Source organism: Agrococcus carbonis (assembly GCF_900104705.1).
Taxonomy (GTDB): domain Bacteria; phylum Actinomycetota; class Actinomycetes; order Actinomycetales; family Microbacteriaceae; genus Agrococcus; species Agrococcus carbonis.
This window is the reverse complement of the sequence record NZ_LT629734.1, coordinates 719,762-736,122: the sequence shown is the minus strand read 5'-3', so window position 1 is coordinate 736,122 and position 16,361 is coordinate 719,762. Positions and strand designations below refer to the sequence as shown.

Below are 16,361 nucleotides of genomic sequence, written 5' to 3'. Positions count from 1 at the left end.
CGCGCCTGGTGTCGCGCGGACGGCGGGCCAGGCACGCCCCGGCGCCTCGCGCATCCGCGCGCGTGCATGAGGGCCGGCGCCCCGACAGGGAGGCCCCGGCCCTCGCTCGCGGTCGTCAGGCCGCGGGCAGCAGCGCACCGCGGAAGTACGCGGCGAGCTCGTCGGTCGCCGTGAGCGGCAGGATCGCGGCGACGTACTGGTCGGGGCGCACCACGACGATCGCGCCGTCGCGCGCGATGCCGCGCGCCTCGAAGATGTCGTCGTCGGGGAGCGCCGCGAAGACGTTCTCGAGGTCGACGAGCCCGAACGGTCCCACGGTCGGCTTGAACGCATCTGGCACGTCGTTCAGGTCGATCTCGCGGTACGGGCGCTGGTAGACCACCTTGATGTCGAGCAGCGCGTTCGCGTCGCGGCCGGCGGGCGTGTGCACGGCGATCGGCGAGTCGGGCGCGTGCTGCAGCCACTCGGCGAGGGCGCGCGTGGGGGATGGCTCAGCCGGCGCCGCGGGATCGGCGAAGACGTAGACGCGGTAGCGGCCGTCGGCGACGTGGCGGTGCCCCAGGTGCAGGTGGTTGGTGTCGGCGACCCGCGCGACGCGCGCCGACTTGAAGCGCTTGCCGATCGGGAACCCGGTCGCGAGCGACTGGTGGGCCGCGTCGCCGACGATCTGCGAGGCGGCGTACTCGGTCATGAAGCCGGCCGAGAACTCCATCGTGCGGGTGTAGAAGTCGGCGACGGCCTGCGGGTCGTCGAGCTCGCTCGCGGGCTTCGCCATGAGCGTCGACCACTCCTTGTCGAAGTCGATGAGGTTCTGCGCGACGACCTGCCGCTCGAGCGAGTACGTGTCGAGCAGGCTCTCGGGCGCTCGGCCGTCGAGCACGTGCCCGAGCTTCCAGCCGATGTTGTAGCCGTCCTGCATCGAGACGTTCATGCCCTGGCCCGCCTTCGCGCTGTGGGTGTGGCAGGCGTCGCCGGTGATGAACACCCGCGGCGAGCGGGTGCCGCGCTCGCCGGGCAGCACGTCGTCGAAGCGGTCGGTGATGCGGTGGCCGACCTCGTAGACGCTGCTCCACGCGACGCTCTTCACGTCGATCGTGTAGGGCGAGACGATCTCGTTCGCCTTGCGGATGATCTCCTCGATCGGCGTCTGCCGCACCGAGTGGTCGCTGTCCTCGGGCACCTCGCCGAGGTCGACGTACATGCGGAAGAGGAAGCCGCCCTCCCGGGGGATGAGCAGGATGTTGCCGCCGGAGGCCGACTGGATGGCGCTCTTCACGCGGATGTCGGGGAAGTCGGAGTTCGCGAGCACGTCCATGACGCCCCACGCGTGGTTGGCCGACTGGCCGGCGAGCGTGCAGCCGATCGCGCGGCGCACGCCGCTGCGCGCGCCGTCGGCGCCGACGACGTACTTCGCGCGGATGGTGCGACGCCGGCCCTCCTGCTCGTGGGCGGTGCCGAGCAGGTGCACCGTCACGGGGTGCTCGCCTTCGCCCGTCACCTCGAGGCCCTCGAACTCCCAGCCGTAGTCCGGCACGACGCGGCCGGGGGCGTTGCGCGCCGCCTCGGCGAAGTAGTCGAGCACGCGCGCCTGGTTGACGACGAGGTGCGGGAACTCACTGAGCCCCTCCGGGTCGTCGAGCGGGCTCGCGGTGCGCACGAGCCGCGAAGGATCCTTCGGGTCCGGCCCCCAGAACGCCATCTCGGTGATCTCGTACGCCTCGGCGGTGATCGCCTCGGCGAAGCCGAACGCCTGGAAGGTCTCCACCGTGCGGCACTGGATGCCGTCGGCCTGGCCGATCTCGAGGCGCCCGGGCCGGCGCTCGATGATGCGGACGTGCACGTCGGGGAACTGGGCGAGCTGCGCCGCGGTGATCATGCCGGCGGGGCCGGTGCCGACGATGAGCACGTCGACCTCGTCCGTGAGCGTCGCGGGCCGGTCGAGCCCGACGCCTGCCGCGGGCTGCACCCGCGGGTCGGTCGAGACGTAGCCGTGGTGGTGGAACTGCACGGGTGCTTCCTCACTCCTGTGTGGGGATGACGGACGCCATCGTCGCGGTGCGGTGTTCTCTATCTGAACACTCGCTTCGATTATTGACACGAGCATACGGCAGGGCTCGCGCCCGCGACAAGCGTTCGCGCGTGCGACCGACGCTGACCTTGGGCGCTGCACAGGCGCGGACGCGACCGACGACCGGGGCTGAGGGCAGGGCCCCTCACCCGCCTCGGGCGCAGAGTGTCGGCGAACTGCACCGTGTGGCGCTGGACGTCGCAGTTCGCCGACACGCTGCGGCGCTGAGGCGCGCAGGGCGAGCGGCGCGGCCCGCCCGGACCGCCGCCAGCCTGCCCGGGCCTCAGTCGAGCAGGCCGAGCGCGCGCACCTGCTCGCCCTCGTCGGCGAGCTCGGCGATCGAGCGGTCGAGCTGCGCCCGCACGTCCGGGTCGAGCTCGAGCCCCTCCACCAGGGACCACTCGCCGTCCGCGCACGTCACCGGGAACGACGAGACGAGGCCCTCGGGCACGCCGTACTCGCCGCTCGACAGCACCGACATCGAGGTCCAGTCGCCCTCCGGCGTGCCGAGCGCCCACGAGCGCACGTGGTCGATCGTCGCCGACGCCGCCGAGGCCGCCGACGACGCGCCGCGCGCCTCGATGATCGCGGCTCCGCGGTTCGCGACGGTCGGCACGAACGCCTCGCGCACCCACGAGCGCTCGACGAGCTCGACCGCCGGCCGCCCGGCGACGACCGCGTGCGTCACGTCGGGCACCTGCGTCGCCGAGTGGTTGCCCCAGACGATCATGCGGCGGATGTCGGCGACCGCGACCCCCGTCTTCGCCGAGAGCTGCGCGATCGCCCGGTTGTGGTCGAGGCGCGTGAGCGCCGAGAAGCGCTCGCGCGGGATGTCGGGCGCGGCCGCGGCGGCGATGAGCGCGTTGGTGTTCGCCGGGTTGCCGGTGACGGTGATCCGGATGCGGTCGCTCGCGCGCTCCTGGATCGCGCGTCCCTGCGCGGCGAAGATCGCGCCGTTCGCGGCGAGCAGGTCGCCGCGCTCCATGCCCGGCCCGCGCGGCCGGGCGCCCACGAGCAGGGCGTGGTCGGCGCCCTCGAAGGCGACCGACGCATCCGCCGTCGTGTCGACCGACGCGAGCAGCGGGAACGCCGCGTCGTGCAGCTCCATCACGACGCCCTCGAGCGCCGGCATCGCCTGCTCGACCTCGAGGATGCGCAGCCGCACGGGCTGCCCGGGGCCGAGCATGTCGCCCGCGGCGATGCGGAACAGCAGCTGGTAGCCGATCTGGCCGGCGCCGCCGGTGACGGCGATGGTGACGGGAGCGCGCATGCCACCCATCGTGGCGTGCGCCCCGGCGGCGGTCTAGAGCCAGTGCCGCCGCTTGAACACGACGTAGAGGACCCCCGCGAACAGCAGCATGAGCACGATCGCGAAGGGGTAGCCGAGCAACCAGTGCAGCTCGGGCATGTGCCGGAAGTTCATGCCGTAGATGCCGGCGACGAGCGTCGGAGCGAAGAGGATCGCCGCCCAGGACGTGACCTTCTTCGTCTGGTCGTTCTGCACGATCTGCTGCTCGGTCATCGCACGGATCTCCTCGTTCTGCCGTTCGGCCACGCGCGCCGCGGCGAGCTGCAGCAGGCCCGTGAGCAGCCGCTGCGCGCCCTGCAGCCGGGCGGACGTGCGGCGGGCATGGTCGTCGACGTCGCGCAGGTGCCGCCTCAGCTCGAGCTCGGCGTCCGGGAGCCGGGCCAGCAGGCGCTCGACGATCGGGCTCATCGGTTCGGCGGCGCGGGAGATGGCGAGCACCTCGCGCATCGTGCGGTAGACCTCGACCGTCTGCGGGTCGCCCTCGCCGAAGAAGGCCTCCTCGAGCTGCGCGATGCGCTCGCGCGCTGCGTCGGTGCGGTCGGCGTGCCCGTCGGCGGCCTCGTCGAGCAGGGCGTGCAGCACAGCGATCGGCGTGCGCGGCAGGCGCTCCTGCGCCTCCTCGACGCGCCGCCGCACCTCGCCCAAGCCCGCAGCGTCGCCCCACGACACCGTTACGACGCTCGAGGGGCCGACGATCGCGTGCACCTCCTCGGTCGAGGATTCGTCGCTCCCGGGACGGATGCGGTGCACGACGCAGTAGACCGTGCGGTCGTACGGCTCGAGCTTGGGCCGCTGGCCGCGCTGCGCGATGTCCTCGACGACGAGGCTGTGCAGCTCGAGCTCGGCCGCAGCCGCGCGCAGCTCGTCTTCGGTGGGGTCGACGAGGTCGAACCAGGCGAAGCCGCCGCGCTCCGCGGCCGTCTCGTGCAGCAGGTCGACCGGCACGTGCGCCACGCGCGCGCCGTCTGCCCAGACGCTGGCGTCGGCGAGCGGCATCCTGGCCTCCTTCGGTCGCTGCTCACCCTATGCGGCTGCGGTGCGGCGGGGGCGTTCGCGGCGCAGCACGGAGCCGGCGCGTAGAATCGACAGACGGCCATGAGGGGGAGAGATGGGCAAGACGCTCGCGGAGAAGGTGTGGGACGACCACGTCGTCGTCAAGGGTGAGGACGGCAAGCCCGACCTCATCTACATCGACCTCCACCTCGTGCACGAGGTGACGAGCCCGCAGGCCTTCGACGGCCTGCGCCAGGCGGGTCGCCGGCTGCGCCGCACCGATCTGACGGTCGCGACCGAGGACCACAACACCCCGACGCTCGAGATCGACAAGCCGATCCAGGACCCGACGAGCCGCAAGCAGATCGAGACGCTGCGCGCCAACGCCGAGGAGTTCGGCGTGCGCATCCACTCGCTCGGCGACAAGGAGCAGGGCATCGTGCACCTCGTGGGCCCGCAGCTGGGCCTGACGCTCCCGGGCGTCACCGTCGTGTGCGGCGACTCGCACACCTCGACGCACGGCGCGTTCGGCGCGATGGCGTTCGGCATCGGCACGAGCGAGGTCGAGCACGTCATGGCGACGCAGACGCTGCCGCTCAAGCCGTTCAAGACGATGGCGGTCAACGTCGAGGGCGAGCTGCGCCCGGGTGTCACGGCGAAGGACATCATCCTCGCGGTCATCGCCCAGATCGGCACCGGCGGCGGCGCCGGCTACGTCTTCGAGTACCGCGGCAGCGCGATCCGCTCGCTCTCGGTCGAGGGCCGCATGACGATCTGCAACATGTCGATCGAGGCGGGCGCCCGCGCCGGCATGGTCGCGCCCGATGAGACGACGTTCGCCTACGTCAAGGACAAGCCGCACGCACCCAAGGGCGCCGACTGGGATGCCGCGCTCGAGTACTGGAAGACGCTGCCGACCGACGACGACGCCGTCTTCGACAAGGAGATCTTCCTCGACGCATCCGAGCTCGAGCCCTTCGTCACGTGGGGCACGAACCCGGGCCAGGGCGTCTCGCTCTCGGGCGAGGTGCCGGCGCCCGAGTCGTTCGACGACCCCACCGACCGCGCCGCCGCCGAGCGCGCGCTCGAGTACATGGACCTGCGGCCGGGCACGAAGCTCAAGGAGATCCCGGTCGACACCGTCTTCATCGGCTCGTGCACCAACTCGCGCGTCGAGGACCTCACGGCGGCGGCCGAGATCATCCGCGGCCGCAAGAAGGCGGATGGGGTGAAGGTCATGGTCGTGCCGGGCTCGGCCCGCGTGCGCCTCGAGGCCGAGGCGCTCGGGCTCGACAAGGTCTTCAAGGACTTCGGCGCCGAGTGGCGCTTCGCCGGCTGCTCGATGTGCCTCGGCATGAACCCCGACCAGCTCGCGCCGGGGGAGCGCTGCGCCTCCACGTCGAACCGCAACTTCGAGGGGCGCCAGGGCAAGGGCGGTCGCACGCACCTCGTCTCGCCGCTCGTCGCCGCGGCGACCGCGATCCGCGGCACGCTCTCGAGCCCGTGGGACCTGCTGCCGCAGGACCCCGAGACGCAGAACACGACGGCCGAGGAGATGCAGATCGCCGAGCTGCCGCAGACGGAGGAGGACGCCTGAGATGGAGAAGATCAGCACCCTGACCGGCCCGATCGTGCCGCTCGAGCGCTCCAACGTCGACACCGACCAGATCATCCCGGCCGTCTTCCTGAAGCGCGTGACGAAGACCGGCTACGACGATGCCCTGTTCCACTCGTGGCGGCAGGATCCCGACTTCGTGCTCAACCAGGAGCCGTACCAGCACGGCGGCATCCTCGTCGTCGGGCACGACTTCGGCACCGGCTCGAGCCGCGAGCACGCGGTGTGGGCGCTGCGCGACTTCGGCATCACCGCCGTGCTCGGGCCGCGCTTCGGCGAGATCTTCCGCGGCAACGCCGGCAAGCAGGGCCTGCTCGTCGGGCAGATCTCGGAGGAGTCGATGGAGGCGCTGTGGGCCGTCGCCCGCGCCACGCCCGGTGCCGAGATCACGGTCGACCTCGAGTCGCGCACCGCGACGGCGGGCGGCGTCGAGCACGCCTTCCAGATCGACGACTACACTCGCTGGCGCCTGCTCGAGGGGCTGGACGACATCGCCCTGACGCTGCGGGACGAAGCAGCAATCACCGCATTCGAGGCCAACCGCCCCTCGTGGATGCCCAAGACGCAGCCCGTCAGGGAAGGAACCCAGTGAACCTGACCGAGTTCAGCAAGAGCGCCGGCGCGGCCGTCGGCATGGACGTCGACACCATCACGGTGCGCGGCGGCAAGCCGCTGGGCGGCCGCATCCAGATGAAGGGGGCCAAGAACCTCGTCACCAAGGCGATGGTCGCGGCCCTCCTCGGCGACACGGCGTCCGAGCTGCGCTCGGTCCCCGAGATCAGCGACGTGCGCGTCGTGCAGGGGCTCCTCGAGCTCCACGGCGTGACCGTCGAGCGCGACGGCGACACGCTGCGCCTCGACCCGGCCAACGTGCGCACCGCGCACGAGACGTCGATCAACGCGCACGCGGGCTCGAGCCGCATCCCGATCCTGTTCTGCGGCCCGCTGCTGCACCAGCTCGGCGAGGCGTTCATCCCCGACCTCGGCGGCTGCCACATCGGCGACCGCCCCATCGACTTCCACCTCGAGGTGCTGCGCAACTTCGGCGCCGTGGTCGAGAAGCTGCCGAGCGGCATCCGCATGACGGCGCCCGGCGGCCTCCACGGCGCGAAGATCCACCTGCCCTACCCGTCGGTCGGGGCGACCGAGCAGGTGCTGCTCGGCGCCGTGCGCGCGAAGGGCCGCACCGAGCTCACCGGCGCGGCCGTCGAGCCCGAGATCATGGACCTCATCGCGATCCTGCAGAAGATGGGCGCCGAGATCCAGGTCGACACCGACCGCACGATCCGCATCGAGGGCGTCGACAAGCTCGTCGGCTACCGCCACACGGCGCTGTTCGACCGCAACGAGGCGGCCTCGTGGGCGTGCGCGGCGCTCGCGACCGGCGGCGACGTCTTCCTCGAGGGCGCGACGCAGCCCGAGATGACGACGTTCCTCAACGTCTACCGCAAGGCCGGCGGCGCCTTCGAGATCGAGGACGACGGCATCCGGTTCTGGCACCCCGGCGGCGACCTCAAGCCCGTCGTGGTCGAGACGGATGTGCACCCGGGGTTCATGACCGACTGGCAGCAGCCGCTCGTCGTGGCGCTCGCGAAGGCGAACGGCATCTCGATCGTGCACGAGACCGTGTACGAGCAGCGCTTCGGCTTCACCGAGGCGCTCGTCGAGATGGGCGCGCGCATCCAGATCCACACCGATTGCCTCGGCAGCCACGCGTGCCGCTTCGGGCAGCGCAACTACCAGCACTCCGCGGTCATCGCCGGCCCGGTCGAGCTGCACGGCGCCGACGTCGAGGTGCCCGACCTGCGCGGCGGGTTCAGCCACCTCGTGGCGGCGCTCACCGCCGAGGGCACGAGCCGCATCTCGAACGTCGGGATCATCGCGCGCGGGTACGAGCGCTTCATCGAGAAGCTCGAGACGCTCGGCGCAGACTTCGACGTGGAGCGCTGATGGCGCTGCCCGGCCACCCGCCGAAGGCAGAGCGCAGGCCCGTCTACCTCGGGCTCGCCGCAGCCGTGCTGCCCGCGATGGCGGCGATGACGAAGCTGCACATCCGCGGGCACGAGCACCTGCCCGCGAAGGGCGCCTTCGTGCTCTCGCCGAACCACTACAGCGAGATCGACCCGATCGTGATGGCCGTGGCCGTGTGGAAGTCGGGCCGCGTGCCGCGCTTCATGGCGAAGGCGAGCCTCTTCCGGGTGCCGATCGTCGGCCGCATCCTGCGCGCCGCCGGGCAGATCCCCGTCGAGCGCAGCGGCCGGCAGAGCGGCGGCGCGCCGATGGAGGCCGCGCGCACGCTCGTGCGCGACGAGCTCGGCGTCATCATCTACCCCGAGGGCTCGCTCACGCGCGATCCCGACCTGTGGCCCATGCGCGGCAAGACCGGCGCCGTGCGCATGGCCCTCGAGGCCGGCGTGCCGCTCATCCCCGCGGCGCACTGGGGCACCCAGCACCTCCTGCCGCGCTACGGCAAGGCCATCCGGCCCTTCCCGCGCAAGCACATCCAGATCCTGTTCGGCCCGCCCGTCGACCTGTCGGAGTTCGCCGGGAAGACGGATCAGCGCTCGATGACGGCAGCCACCGACAAGGTCATGGCCGCGATCGCCGGGCTGCTCGGCGAGCTGCGCGGCGAGCAGCCGCCCGCCGAGCGCTTCGATCCCGCCGCGCACGGCGTCGCCGAGACCGGCCGCTTCGAGCAGCGCGGGCCCCGGGCGGATGCGTCCGGCGACGCCGGCGGCGCCGGTCACCGCGGCGACACGGGGCGCCGCGACGCCACCGGCGGCGCCTCCGACGACACCGCCGACGGCGGCAGCGGGGGTGGCGATGCCTGACGCCGTCGTCCTCGGCGCCGGCAGCTGGGGCACCACGTTCGCGAAGGTGCTCGCCGACGGGGGTGCGCGCACGGTGCTGTGGGCGCGGCGCCCCGAGGCCGCGCGCGAGATCGACGAGTCGCGCCGCAACACCCGCTACCTGCCGGGCATCACCCTGCCGGCGAGCCTGCACGCCACGAGCGACGTCCGCGCGGCCCTGGCCGACGCATCCCAGGTGTACCTCGCCGTGCCGAGCCAGCAGCTGCGCCAGCTGCTGCGCGAGCACGGCGACGCGATCGCGCCCGACGCGCCCATCGTGAGCCTCATGAAGGGCGTCGAGGCGGATTCCCGGTTGCGCATGAGCGCCGTCATCGAGCAGGAGCTCGGCATCGATCCCGGTCGCATCGCGGTCGTCTCCGGCCCCAACCTCGCGCTCGAGATCGCCCAGGAGCACCCGACCGCCGCGGTGGTGTCGTCGACGAGCGACGAGACGGCGCGCGCCGTCGCCAAGCGCGCGCGCAACGACTACTTCCACTCGTTCATCAACCACGACGTCATCGGCACGGAGTTCGGCGGGGTGCTGAAGAACCTCGTGGCGCTCGCGATCGGCGTCGTCGACGGCGTCGGCTACGGCGAGAACACGAAGGCGTCGATCATGACGCGCGGCCTCGCCGAGGTGACCGACTTCGCCGTCGCGCACGGCGCCGAGCGCGAGACGATGCGAGGGCTCGCGGGCCTCGGCGACCTCATCGCGACGTGCGGCTCGCCCCTCTCGCGCAACTTCACCGCCGGCCGCCTGCTCGGCATGGGCTACTCGCGCACCGACGTCATCGCCCGCATGGAGCAGGTCGCCGAGGGGCTCGCATCCGTCGACCCCGTCGCGCAGCTCGCCGCCGCGAAGGGCGTGCGCATGCCGATCCTCGAGCAGGTCAAGCTCGTGCTCGACGGCGCGATGGACCCCAAGGACATCGCGCCCCACCTGACGACCGACGACGAGCCGATCAAGGAGTGACCGTGCCCGAGCGCATCGAGCCATCCACCGCGCCCGCCCGCAAGACCCGCGTCGCCCTGCTCTTCGGCGGGCGATCGAGCGAGCACACGATCTCGTGCGCGACCGCCGGGAGCGTGCTCGCGCACATCGACCGTGACCGCTACGAGGTCGTGCCGATCGGCATCACCCGCGACGGGCGCTTCGTGCTGCAGGCCGACGACCCGGCGCCGCTCGCGCTCGATCGCGTGCCCGAGGTCACCGGCGGCGACGCCGTGCAGCTGCCCGAGTCGAGCAGCTCGCGTGCCCTCGTGGCGACGGATGCGTCGGGTGCGGTGCGCGAGCTCGGCGACGTCGACATCGTCTTCCCGATCCTGCACGGCCGCTTCGGCGAGGACGGCACGGTGCAGGGCCTGCTCGAGCTCATCGACGTGCCGTACGTCGGCAACGGCGTGCTCTCGAGCGCCGTCGCGATGGACAAGCACTTCGCGAAGACCGTGCTCGAGCACGCGGGCATCCGCGTGGCCCCCTGGATGACGGTCTCGCGGCAGGAGTGGGCGGCCGATCCGGATGCGGTGCGGGCGCGGCTCGGCGACTTCCCGATGCCGGTGTTCGTGAAGCCGGCCCGCGCGGGCTCGTCGGTCGGCGTGAGCCGCGTCGCCTCGGTGCTCGACTTCGACCGCGCGATGGACGTCGCCCTCGCCGAGGACACCCGCGCGCTCGTCGAGGCGGGCGTCTCCGGCCGCGAGATCGAGGTCGGCGTGCTCGGCGGCCACCACGGCGATCGCCCCCGCGCGTCGCTGCCGGGCGAGATCGTGCTCGACGAGGGCACCTTCTACGACTTCGACGCGAAGTACCGCGGGCTGCCGACCGCGCGCACCGAGTGCCCCGCCGACCTCGACGAGGCGACCATCCGGGCACTGCAGGAGACCGCGATCCACGCGTTCGAGGCGATCGACGGTGCGGGGCTCGCGCGCGTCGACTTCTTCGTCTCGCCCGAGCACGGCATCGTGCTCAACGAGGTCAACACGATGCCCGGCTTCACCGCGATCTCGATGTTCCCGGTCGTGTGGGAGGCGAGCGGCATCGCGTACGGCGACCTCATCACCGAGCTCATCGAGCTGGGGCTGCAGGAGGAGCGATAGCCACGCTGCTCACCTTCGGCCACGGGCGCCTCGACGGCGAGGGCCTGCGGTCGCTGCTGACGGACGCCGGCGTCGGCCTCGTCGTCGACATCCGCCGCTTCCCCGGCAGCCGCGCCAACCCGGCGGCGGCGCGCGACGCGATCGAGGGCGAGCTCGGCGCGGCGGGCATCGACTACCGCTGGGAGGAGCGCCTCGGCGGCCGGCGGCGGCTGAGCGCCGAGCAGGACGCCGCGTCGCCCGACGGATGGTGGCGCGTCGCGGCGTTCCGCGCCTACGCCGCGTGGACGCGCACGCCCGAGTTCGCGGCGGGGCTCCGAGCGGTGCTCGACGAGGCGGCGGCGCGCGTGGATGCGGGCTCGGCGGATGCGTCGGGCGCACGCACGGCGGTGATGTGCTCGGAGGCCGTGTGGTGGCGCTGCCACCGCCGCGTCGTCGCCGACGTCGCGACGGCGCTCCACGGCGCGGAGGTGCTGCACCTCATGCACGACGGGAGCCTGCGCGCGCACCCGCTCAGCGAGACGGCGACCGCTGCGCGAGGCGAGGTGCGCTGGCCGCCCGCTCCGGCAGGCGCGTGAGCGCGACGCCCGCGAGGCACAGCAGCCCGCCGAGCAGCGCGAGGGGCGGGGGCACCTCGCCGAGGAGCGGCCACGCGGCCGCCGTCGCGAGCACCGGCACGAGGTAGGTGGTCGTGACGAGGCGGCCCGCGGGCATCCGCCGCAGCGCGTATGCCCACGCGAGGAACGCGACCGCCGTCGGCACGATGCCGAGGTAGACGACGCCGACCGTCGCCGCTGCCGGGGCGGCGACGGCCAACTCGAGGAGGGCGCCGCTCCATGGCAGGCTGCCCGCCGCGCCGATCGCGACGCCGACGAACGTCACCTGCAGCGCGGGCAGCCGCCGCAGCAGCGGCTTCTGCACGAGCACGGCGATCGCGTAGGTGACGGCTGCGACGAGTGCGAGCACGACCCCGACGACGCTGAGGGCGCCGCTCGCGGTCGCGAGCCCGATGAGCGCGATGCCGCCGAACGCGACCACCGCGCCGACGATGAGCCAGCGGGGGAAGCCCTCGCCGAGCAGCCCGCCGGCGACGAGCGCGACGATGAGCGGCGCGACGTTGACGAGCAGCGCCGCGGTACCGGGGTCGAGCTCGTGCTCGGCGGCGTTGAGGGCGAGGTTGTAGACGAGGAACCACGCGACGCCGAAGAGCGCGAGCAGCCACCACTCGCGGCCCGTCGGCCGCACCCACGTGCCGCGCAGCAGCTGCACCGCACCGAGCGCGAGCGCCGCGACGAGCAGGCGGCCGAGGGTGAGCGCGCCCGGGTCGTAGACCGGCGCGACGGCGCGGATGACGAGGAACGCCGAGGCCCACGCGAGCAGCGTCACGACGACGGCGGCGAGCACCAGGATGCGCTCGCGCGCGGGGGCGTGGACCATCCCTCGAGCGTAGGGCGGCCCGGCGTGCGATCGCGACGCCCGGGACTGCCGCGATCCGCCCAGATCCCGCCAACGGCAGCCGGCGGCGGGCGCTCCCGGCTCGGCGGCCGTCGGCTGGCAGGATGCGAGCATGGACGACACGAAGGCCACGCTCGCGCGGTACCTCCGCGCCCAGCGGGATGCCCTGCGCTGGAAGCTCGACGGCGTCTCCGAGCGCGACGCGCGCATGCCGATGACCGGCACCGGCACCAACCTGCTGGGGCTCGTCAAGCACGTCGCCTCGGTCTCCGTCGAGTACCTCGGCGACTGCGTTGGCCGGCCCTTCGGCGAGCCGATGCCGTGGCTCGCCGACGACGCCGAGGACAACGCCGACATGTGGGCCGGACCCGACGAGACGATGGACGACGTGCTCGCGCTGTGGGATCGCGCGTGGGCGCACATCGACGCGACCATCGAGGCGCTGCCGCTCGACGCTCCCGCCCGCGTGCCGTGGTGGGGCGAGGAGGAGACGACCCTCGAGCGCCTGCTCGTGCACCTCATCGCCGAGGTCGCGCGCCACGCGGGTCACGCCGACATCGTGCGCGAGACGATCGACGGCGCGGTGGGCCTGCGGGACGGCGTCTCGAACCTGCCCGGCGGCGACGCGTCGTGGTGGGCGGCGTACGTCGCGCGGCTCCGCGCGGTCGCCGAGGCGTCGGGCCGCTAGTCGCTCGCCGGGCCGCCGGCGACGCGCGTGCTTCGCCGGCGCACCGCGTCAGCCCTGACCGGGCGCGTCGGCGTCCCAGCCCTCCGCGGGGTTCTCCTTCGCATCCTCGCCGACCGTCGGCTGCTGCACGTGCGCGCCGCTGTGCGCGCCGCCCGTGACGACGTCGGCGTCGTGCGCGGCACTGTGGTGGCGGTGGGTGCTCGGCGTGTGCTTCGGGATCTCGTCGGTCATCGCCATGCCTCCTTCGGCGGCGCGGGTGCGCCGCGTGCCCCCGACGGTACGGGAGGCGCACCGCTCGCGCCACGGGTCGTTCCCGTCGTGCCCGCCGGGCGGCGGTGGGCCGCCCGAGCCGAGCGCTGCGGTGTGGCCTCCGGGTGCGACCTGCGGATGCGTCAGGCCGAGACGGTCTGGCGCCCCCGGGCCGCGTCGATGCGCGCGTAGGCGAGTGCCTCGGCGGCCTCGAGCGTCGTGGTGCCGCGCTCGCGCGCGCTCTCGAGCACGCTGCGCACCGTCTCGCCGATGCCGGTGAGGCGCTCGGCGATCGCGGGCCACTCGAGCCCGTGCGCGATGCCCTCGAGGTGGATGACGCCGCCGGCGTTCACGACGAAGTCAGGGGCGTAGACGATGCCGCGCTCCTGCAGCCGCGCGGCGCCCGAACGCTCGGCGAGCGGGTTGTTCGCGGGGCCCACGACCGCTCGCACGGGCAGCGCGTCGATCGCCTCGTCGGTGAGGATGCCGCCGAGGCCGGCGGGCACGAGCACGTCGGCCTGCGTCGTGAGGGCCCGCTCGGGAGCGATCCACGTGGCGCCGAGCTCATCGGCGAGCTCGCGCTTGCGCGGGTCGATGTCGGTGACGATGAGCTGCGCGCCCTCGGCGGCGAGCATGCGCGCGAGGCGCCCGCCCACCTGGCCGAGGCCCGAGATGACGAAGGATCGGCCCGCGATCGCCTCGCTGCCGAAGGCGGCCTCGAGCGTCGGGGCGATCGACGAGTAGACGCCGAGCGCGGTCGCGCCGGCCGGTTCGCCCGCCCCGCCCTTCTCGGCGGGCAGGCCCACGACGTGCGCGGTGCGCTCGCGCACGACGACCATGTCGTGCTCCGTCGTGCCGACGTCCTCCGCGGTGCGGTAGCGGCCGTCCATGAGCTCGACGAGGTCGCCGAGGTCGAGCAGCGCAGCGCGGCGGCGGTCGTGGTCGACCGGCTCGCCGATCGGCAGCGCGATGACCGACTTGCCGCCGCCCGCATCCAGCCCGGCCGCGGCGTTCTTGAGCGTCATCGCAGCCGAGAGCCGCAGCGCATCCGCCTGCCCGTCGGCCCAGGTGGGGTACGTCCACATGCGGCAGCCGCCGAGCGCCGGCCCGAGGACGCTCGAGTGCAGTGCGACGGTGATGACGAGCCCGCTGCGGGGGCCCTGTGCGGTCAGGACCCGCTCGTGCGTGAAGTCGGGGATGGCGCTCATGATGCTCTCCTCATCGAGTGCATGCACCGCGTCGTGCGCGGTGCAGTCTGTCGGGTGCCGCGGATCGCGCGGCTGCCTCGATCTTGGTGCGGATGCGCGGCGCGCGCAAGCGAGCACGCGCCCGTTGCGCTCCCCGCGCAATCGCGCCCCGCGGCGGCGGTCGGGAGTGCGCGTCGCGCTCGCTCTGCGCCGGGTCGACGCGCGCGGAGCGGGCCTCCCCGAAGCCGCGGCGAGGGTCAGTCGCCAGCGCCGGACGATCGCTCGGCGCGACGGCGGCCGAGCCCGCGCAGGTCGTCGACGACGGGGATCGCGGCGAGCACGAGCAGGATGCTCGCCGTCGGCACGACCGTCGCGAAGCCGATCGCGCCGTAGGCGAGCGCACCGATGAGGCCGCCGGCGAAGAAGGCGCCGACGAGCAGGGCGTGGAGCCGCAGCCGCTCGAGGTGCGGGCGCACGGGATCCGGGTCGCCGGCGCGGCGCGGGTAGACGAGCTTGCCGAGCTCGATCCCGATGTCGGTGACCATGCCGGTCACGTGGGTCGTGCGGATCTGCGCGTTGGAGATCTTCGTGATGATGGCGTTCTGGAGGCCCATCGTGAAGCCGAGCAGGCCGATGAGCACCCAGTCGCGGCCGCCGGAGGTCAGCTCGTGCGCGATGAGCCCGACGAGCAGCACGAGCAGCGCCTCGACGAGCAGCACGAGGGCGTAGCGGCTGTGGTGGCCGCGCCGCCGGCCCCAGTTGAACAGCAGCGCGCAGCACGCGGCGCCGGCGACGAACGCGCCGATCCCGACCGCGCACAGCAGCGCGACGTCGAGCGCGCCGAGCGCGAGGTTGTCGGCGAGCATCGCCGTCAGCCCCGTCATGTGCGAGGTGTAGAGCGCGATCGCCATGAAGCCGACGGAGTTGAGGATGCCCGCGGTCAGCGCGAGCAGCGCCGCCAGATCGCGGTTGGTGTGCGCGTTCCGCTCGGGACCTGCGATGGCGCGCAGGTGCTGCAGCGCTCGTGCGACGGCGCCGGGCGCCGCCGACGCGCGCGCCTCCTCCGACTCCATGGCTCGAGGCTAGTCGGACGGCTGCGCCGTCGCGGCGGCCCCCGAGCGGAGGACGCGGGGCTACCGCCGGGGCTCGTCCGGCTCGAGGCCCTCGCCCTCCACGACGATCTCCTCGCGCTGCACCGGCACCTGGATCGTCTGCATCTCGGTCACGATCCGCCGCCGCAGCCGCGGGGTGCCGCCGCTGCCCGCGTGCGCGCCCGCCGGGCGGCCCGCCGCATCCGTCGTCCGCGCCGACGCGTCCGGGTGAGCGTCGCCCGCCCGGGCGGCGTCGGGCGCCGCGGGATTGGGGACCGCGCCGTCCTGCACGGGCGCATCGCCGCGCTCGTCGGCGGGCTGGGCGTCGATGCGGTCGGGAGCGGTCGCGGCCGCGCCGCTGGTACCCGCTGCGCCGCCCGCACCCGCCGCGGCGCCCGCATCCGCTGCAACGCCTGCGCCTCCCGCGTCGGCCGCCCTGCGGGGCGGCTCGACCCCGTAGTAGCGGTAGAGCTCGGCCTCCTGCTCGACCGTCAGGTCGTCGGAGCCCGCGATGCGCGGCGCATCCTTCACGACGTCCTTCGCGTGGGCGACGACGATCTCGTCGCCCCGCATCCGCGCCCCCTCGACCGGCACGAACGACTCGTGCATGCCGAACAGCCCCGTGCGCACCGCCATCCAGGTCGGCCGGTCGGTGCCCTCGAGCACGAAGACCTGCTCGACCGTGCCGATGCGGTGGCCGTCGCTGCCGAAGACCTCCGCGCCCTCGTGGATCTCACCCTCGAACGTCATGCTCTCCTCCTTCGTG

The 16,361-nt window shown here is 73.4% G+C and carries 16 protein-coding genes; 8 read left to right on the top strand and 8 right to left on the bottom strand.

Annotated features, from left to right (window positions below; translation table 11 throughout):
* Positions 1-115: 115 nt before the first annotated feature.
* The 3 genes from BLT67_RS03585 to BLT67_RS03575 form a co-directional block, all read right to left on the bottom strand.
* Positions 116-2,008 (bottom strand): FAD-binding monooxygenase, encoded by a 1,893-nt coding sequence (locus BLT67_RS03585; RefSeq protein WP_092665752.1) that lies wholly within the window; start codon positions 2,006-2,008, stop codon positions 116-118.
* A 343-nt stretch (positions 2,009-2,351) separates the two neighbouring features.
* On the bottom strand, positions 2,352-3,338 hold the full coding sequence (locus BLT67_RS03580; RefSeq protein ID WP_092665751.1) for a malate dehydrogenase: 987 nt from the start codon (positions 3,336-3,338) through the stop codon (positions 2,352-2,354).
* Positions 3,339-3,371: 33 nt separating this feature from the next.
* Positions 3,372-4,373 carry a magnesium and cobalt transport protein CorA gene (locus BLT67_RS03575; RefSeq protein WP_092665750.1) on the bottom strand — a complete coding sequence of 334 codons (1,002 nt, stop codon included), beginning with the start codon at positions 4,371-4,373 and terminating at the stop codon, positions 3,372-3,374.
* A gap of 112 nt (positions 4,374-4,485) precedes the next feature.
* Here BLT67_RS03575 and leuC point away from each other — a divergent pair, with 112 nt between their 5' ends.
* Genes leuC through BLT67_RS03540 form a run of 7 tightly spaced genes read left to right on the top strand, consistent with a single transcriptional unit; the run spans position 4,486 to position 11,503 of the window.
* Positions 4,486-5,967 carry a 3-isopropylmalate dehydratase large subunit gene (gene leuC, locus BLT67_RS03570; protein WP_092665749.1) on the top strand — a complete coding sequence of 494 codons (1,482 nt, stop codon included), beginning with the start codon at positions 4,486-4,488 and terminating at the stop codon, positions 5,965-5,967.
* Position 5,968: 1 nt separating this feature from the next.
* Positions 5,969-6,577 (top strand): 3-isopropylmalate dehydratase small subunit, encoded by a 609-nt coding sequence (gene leuD / locus BLT67_RS03565; protein WP_092665748.1) that lies wholly within the window; start codon positions 5,969-5,971, stop codon positions 6,575-6,577.
* 41 nt (positions 6,578-6,618) lie between these two features.
* Positions 6,619-7,935, top strand: coding sequence for a UDP-N-acetylglucosamine 1-carboxyvinyltransferase (murA, locus tag BLT67_RS03560; protein ID WP_092667509.1), 1,317 nt, complete (start codon positions 6,619-6,621; stop codon positions 7,933-7,935).
* Positions 7,935-8,816 (top strand): lysophospholipid acyltransferase family protein, encoded by an 882-nt coding sequence (locus BLT67_RS03555; RefSeq protein ID WP_092665747.1) that lies wholly within the window; start codon positions 7,935-7,937, stop codon positions 8,814-8,816. The genes murA and BLT67_RS03555 overlap by 1 nt, the downstream gene beginning before the upstream one ends.
* Complete coding sequence (locus BLT67_RS03550) at positions 8,809-9,807, top strand: NAD(P)H-dependent glycerol-3-phosphate dehydrogenase (RefSeq protein WP_092667507.1); 999 nt, start codon at positions 8,809-8,811, stop codon at positions 9,805-9,807. Before BLT67_RS03555 ends, BLT67_RS03550 begins: the two co-directional genes overlap by 8 nt.
* A gap of 2 nt (positions 9,808-9,809) precedes the next feature.
* Positions 9,810-10,928: a D-alanine--D-alanine ligase family protein gene (locus BLT67_RS03545; RefSeq protein WP_231945572.1), complete on the top strand. Its 1,119-nt coding sequence runs from the start codon at positions 9,810-9,812 to the stop codon at positions 10,926-10,928.
* A complete protein-coding gene (locus BLT67_RS03540) occupies positions 10,853-11,503 on the top strand; it encodes a DUF488 domain-containing protein (RefSeq protein ID WP_231945571.1) in 651 nt (216 codons plus the stop codon). Before BLT67_RS03545 ends, BLT67_RS03540 begins: the two co-directional genes overlap by 76 nt.
* On the opposite strand, the gene BLT67_RS03535 is transcribed toward BLT67_RS03540, so the two are convergent.
* Positions 11,439-12,362, bottom strand: coding sequence for a DMT family transporter (locus tag BLT67_RS03535; RefSeq protein WP_092665746.1), 924 nt, complete (start codon positions 12,360-12,362; stop codon positions 11,439-11,441). The two genes, BLT67_RS03540 and BLT67_RS03535, sit on opposite strands and share 65 nt — an antisense overlap.
* A gap of 130 nt (positions 12,363-12,492) precedes the next feature.
* Between BLT67_RS03535 and BLT67_RS03530 the strand changes: the two genes are divergently transcribed.
* Positions 12,493-13,068, top strand: coding sequence for a DinB family protein (locus BLT67_RS03530; RefSeq protein WP_092665745.1), 576 nt, complete (start codon positions 12,493-12,495; stop codon positions 13,066-13,068).
* Between the two features lie 48 nt (positions 13,069-13,116).
* Here BLT67_RS03530 and BLT67_RS03525 read toward each other — a convergent pair whose 3' ends face one another.
* The 4 genes from BLT67_RS03525 to BLT67_RS03510 all read right to left on the bottom strand — a co-directional run bounded on the left by BLT67_RS03525 (position 13,117) and on the right by BLT67_RS03510 (position 16,345).
* A complete protein-coding gene (locus BLT67_RS03525) occupies positions 13,117-13,299 on the bottom strand; it encodes a hypothetical protein (RefSeq protein WP_157674144.1) in 183 nt (60 codons plus the stop codon).
* Between the two features lie 161 nt (positions 13,300-13,460).
* Complete coding sequence (locus BLT67_RS03520) at positions 13,461-14,525, bottom strand: Glu/Leu/Phe/Val dehydrogenase dimerization domain-containing protein (RefSeq protein WP_092665743.1); 1,065 nt, start codon at positions 14,523-14,525, stop codon at positions 13,461-13,463.
* A gap of 236 nt (positions 14,526-14,761) precedes the next feature.
* On the bottom strand, positions 14,762-15,577 hold the full coding sequence (locus BLT67_RS03515) for a YoaK family protein (RefSeq protein WP_092665742.1): 816 nt from the start codon (positions 15,575-15,577) through the stop codon (positions 14,762-14,764).
* 60 nt (positions 15,578-15,637) lie between these two features.
* On the bottom strand, positions 15,638-16,345 hold the full coding sequence (locus BLT67_RS03510; protein WP_092665741.1) for a PRC-barrel domain-containing protein: 708 nt from the start codon (positions 16,343-16,345) through the stop codon (positions 15,638-15,640).
* Positions 16,346-16,361: the final 16 nt, after the last annotated feature.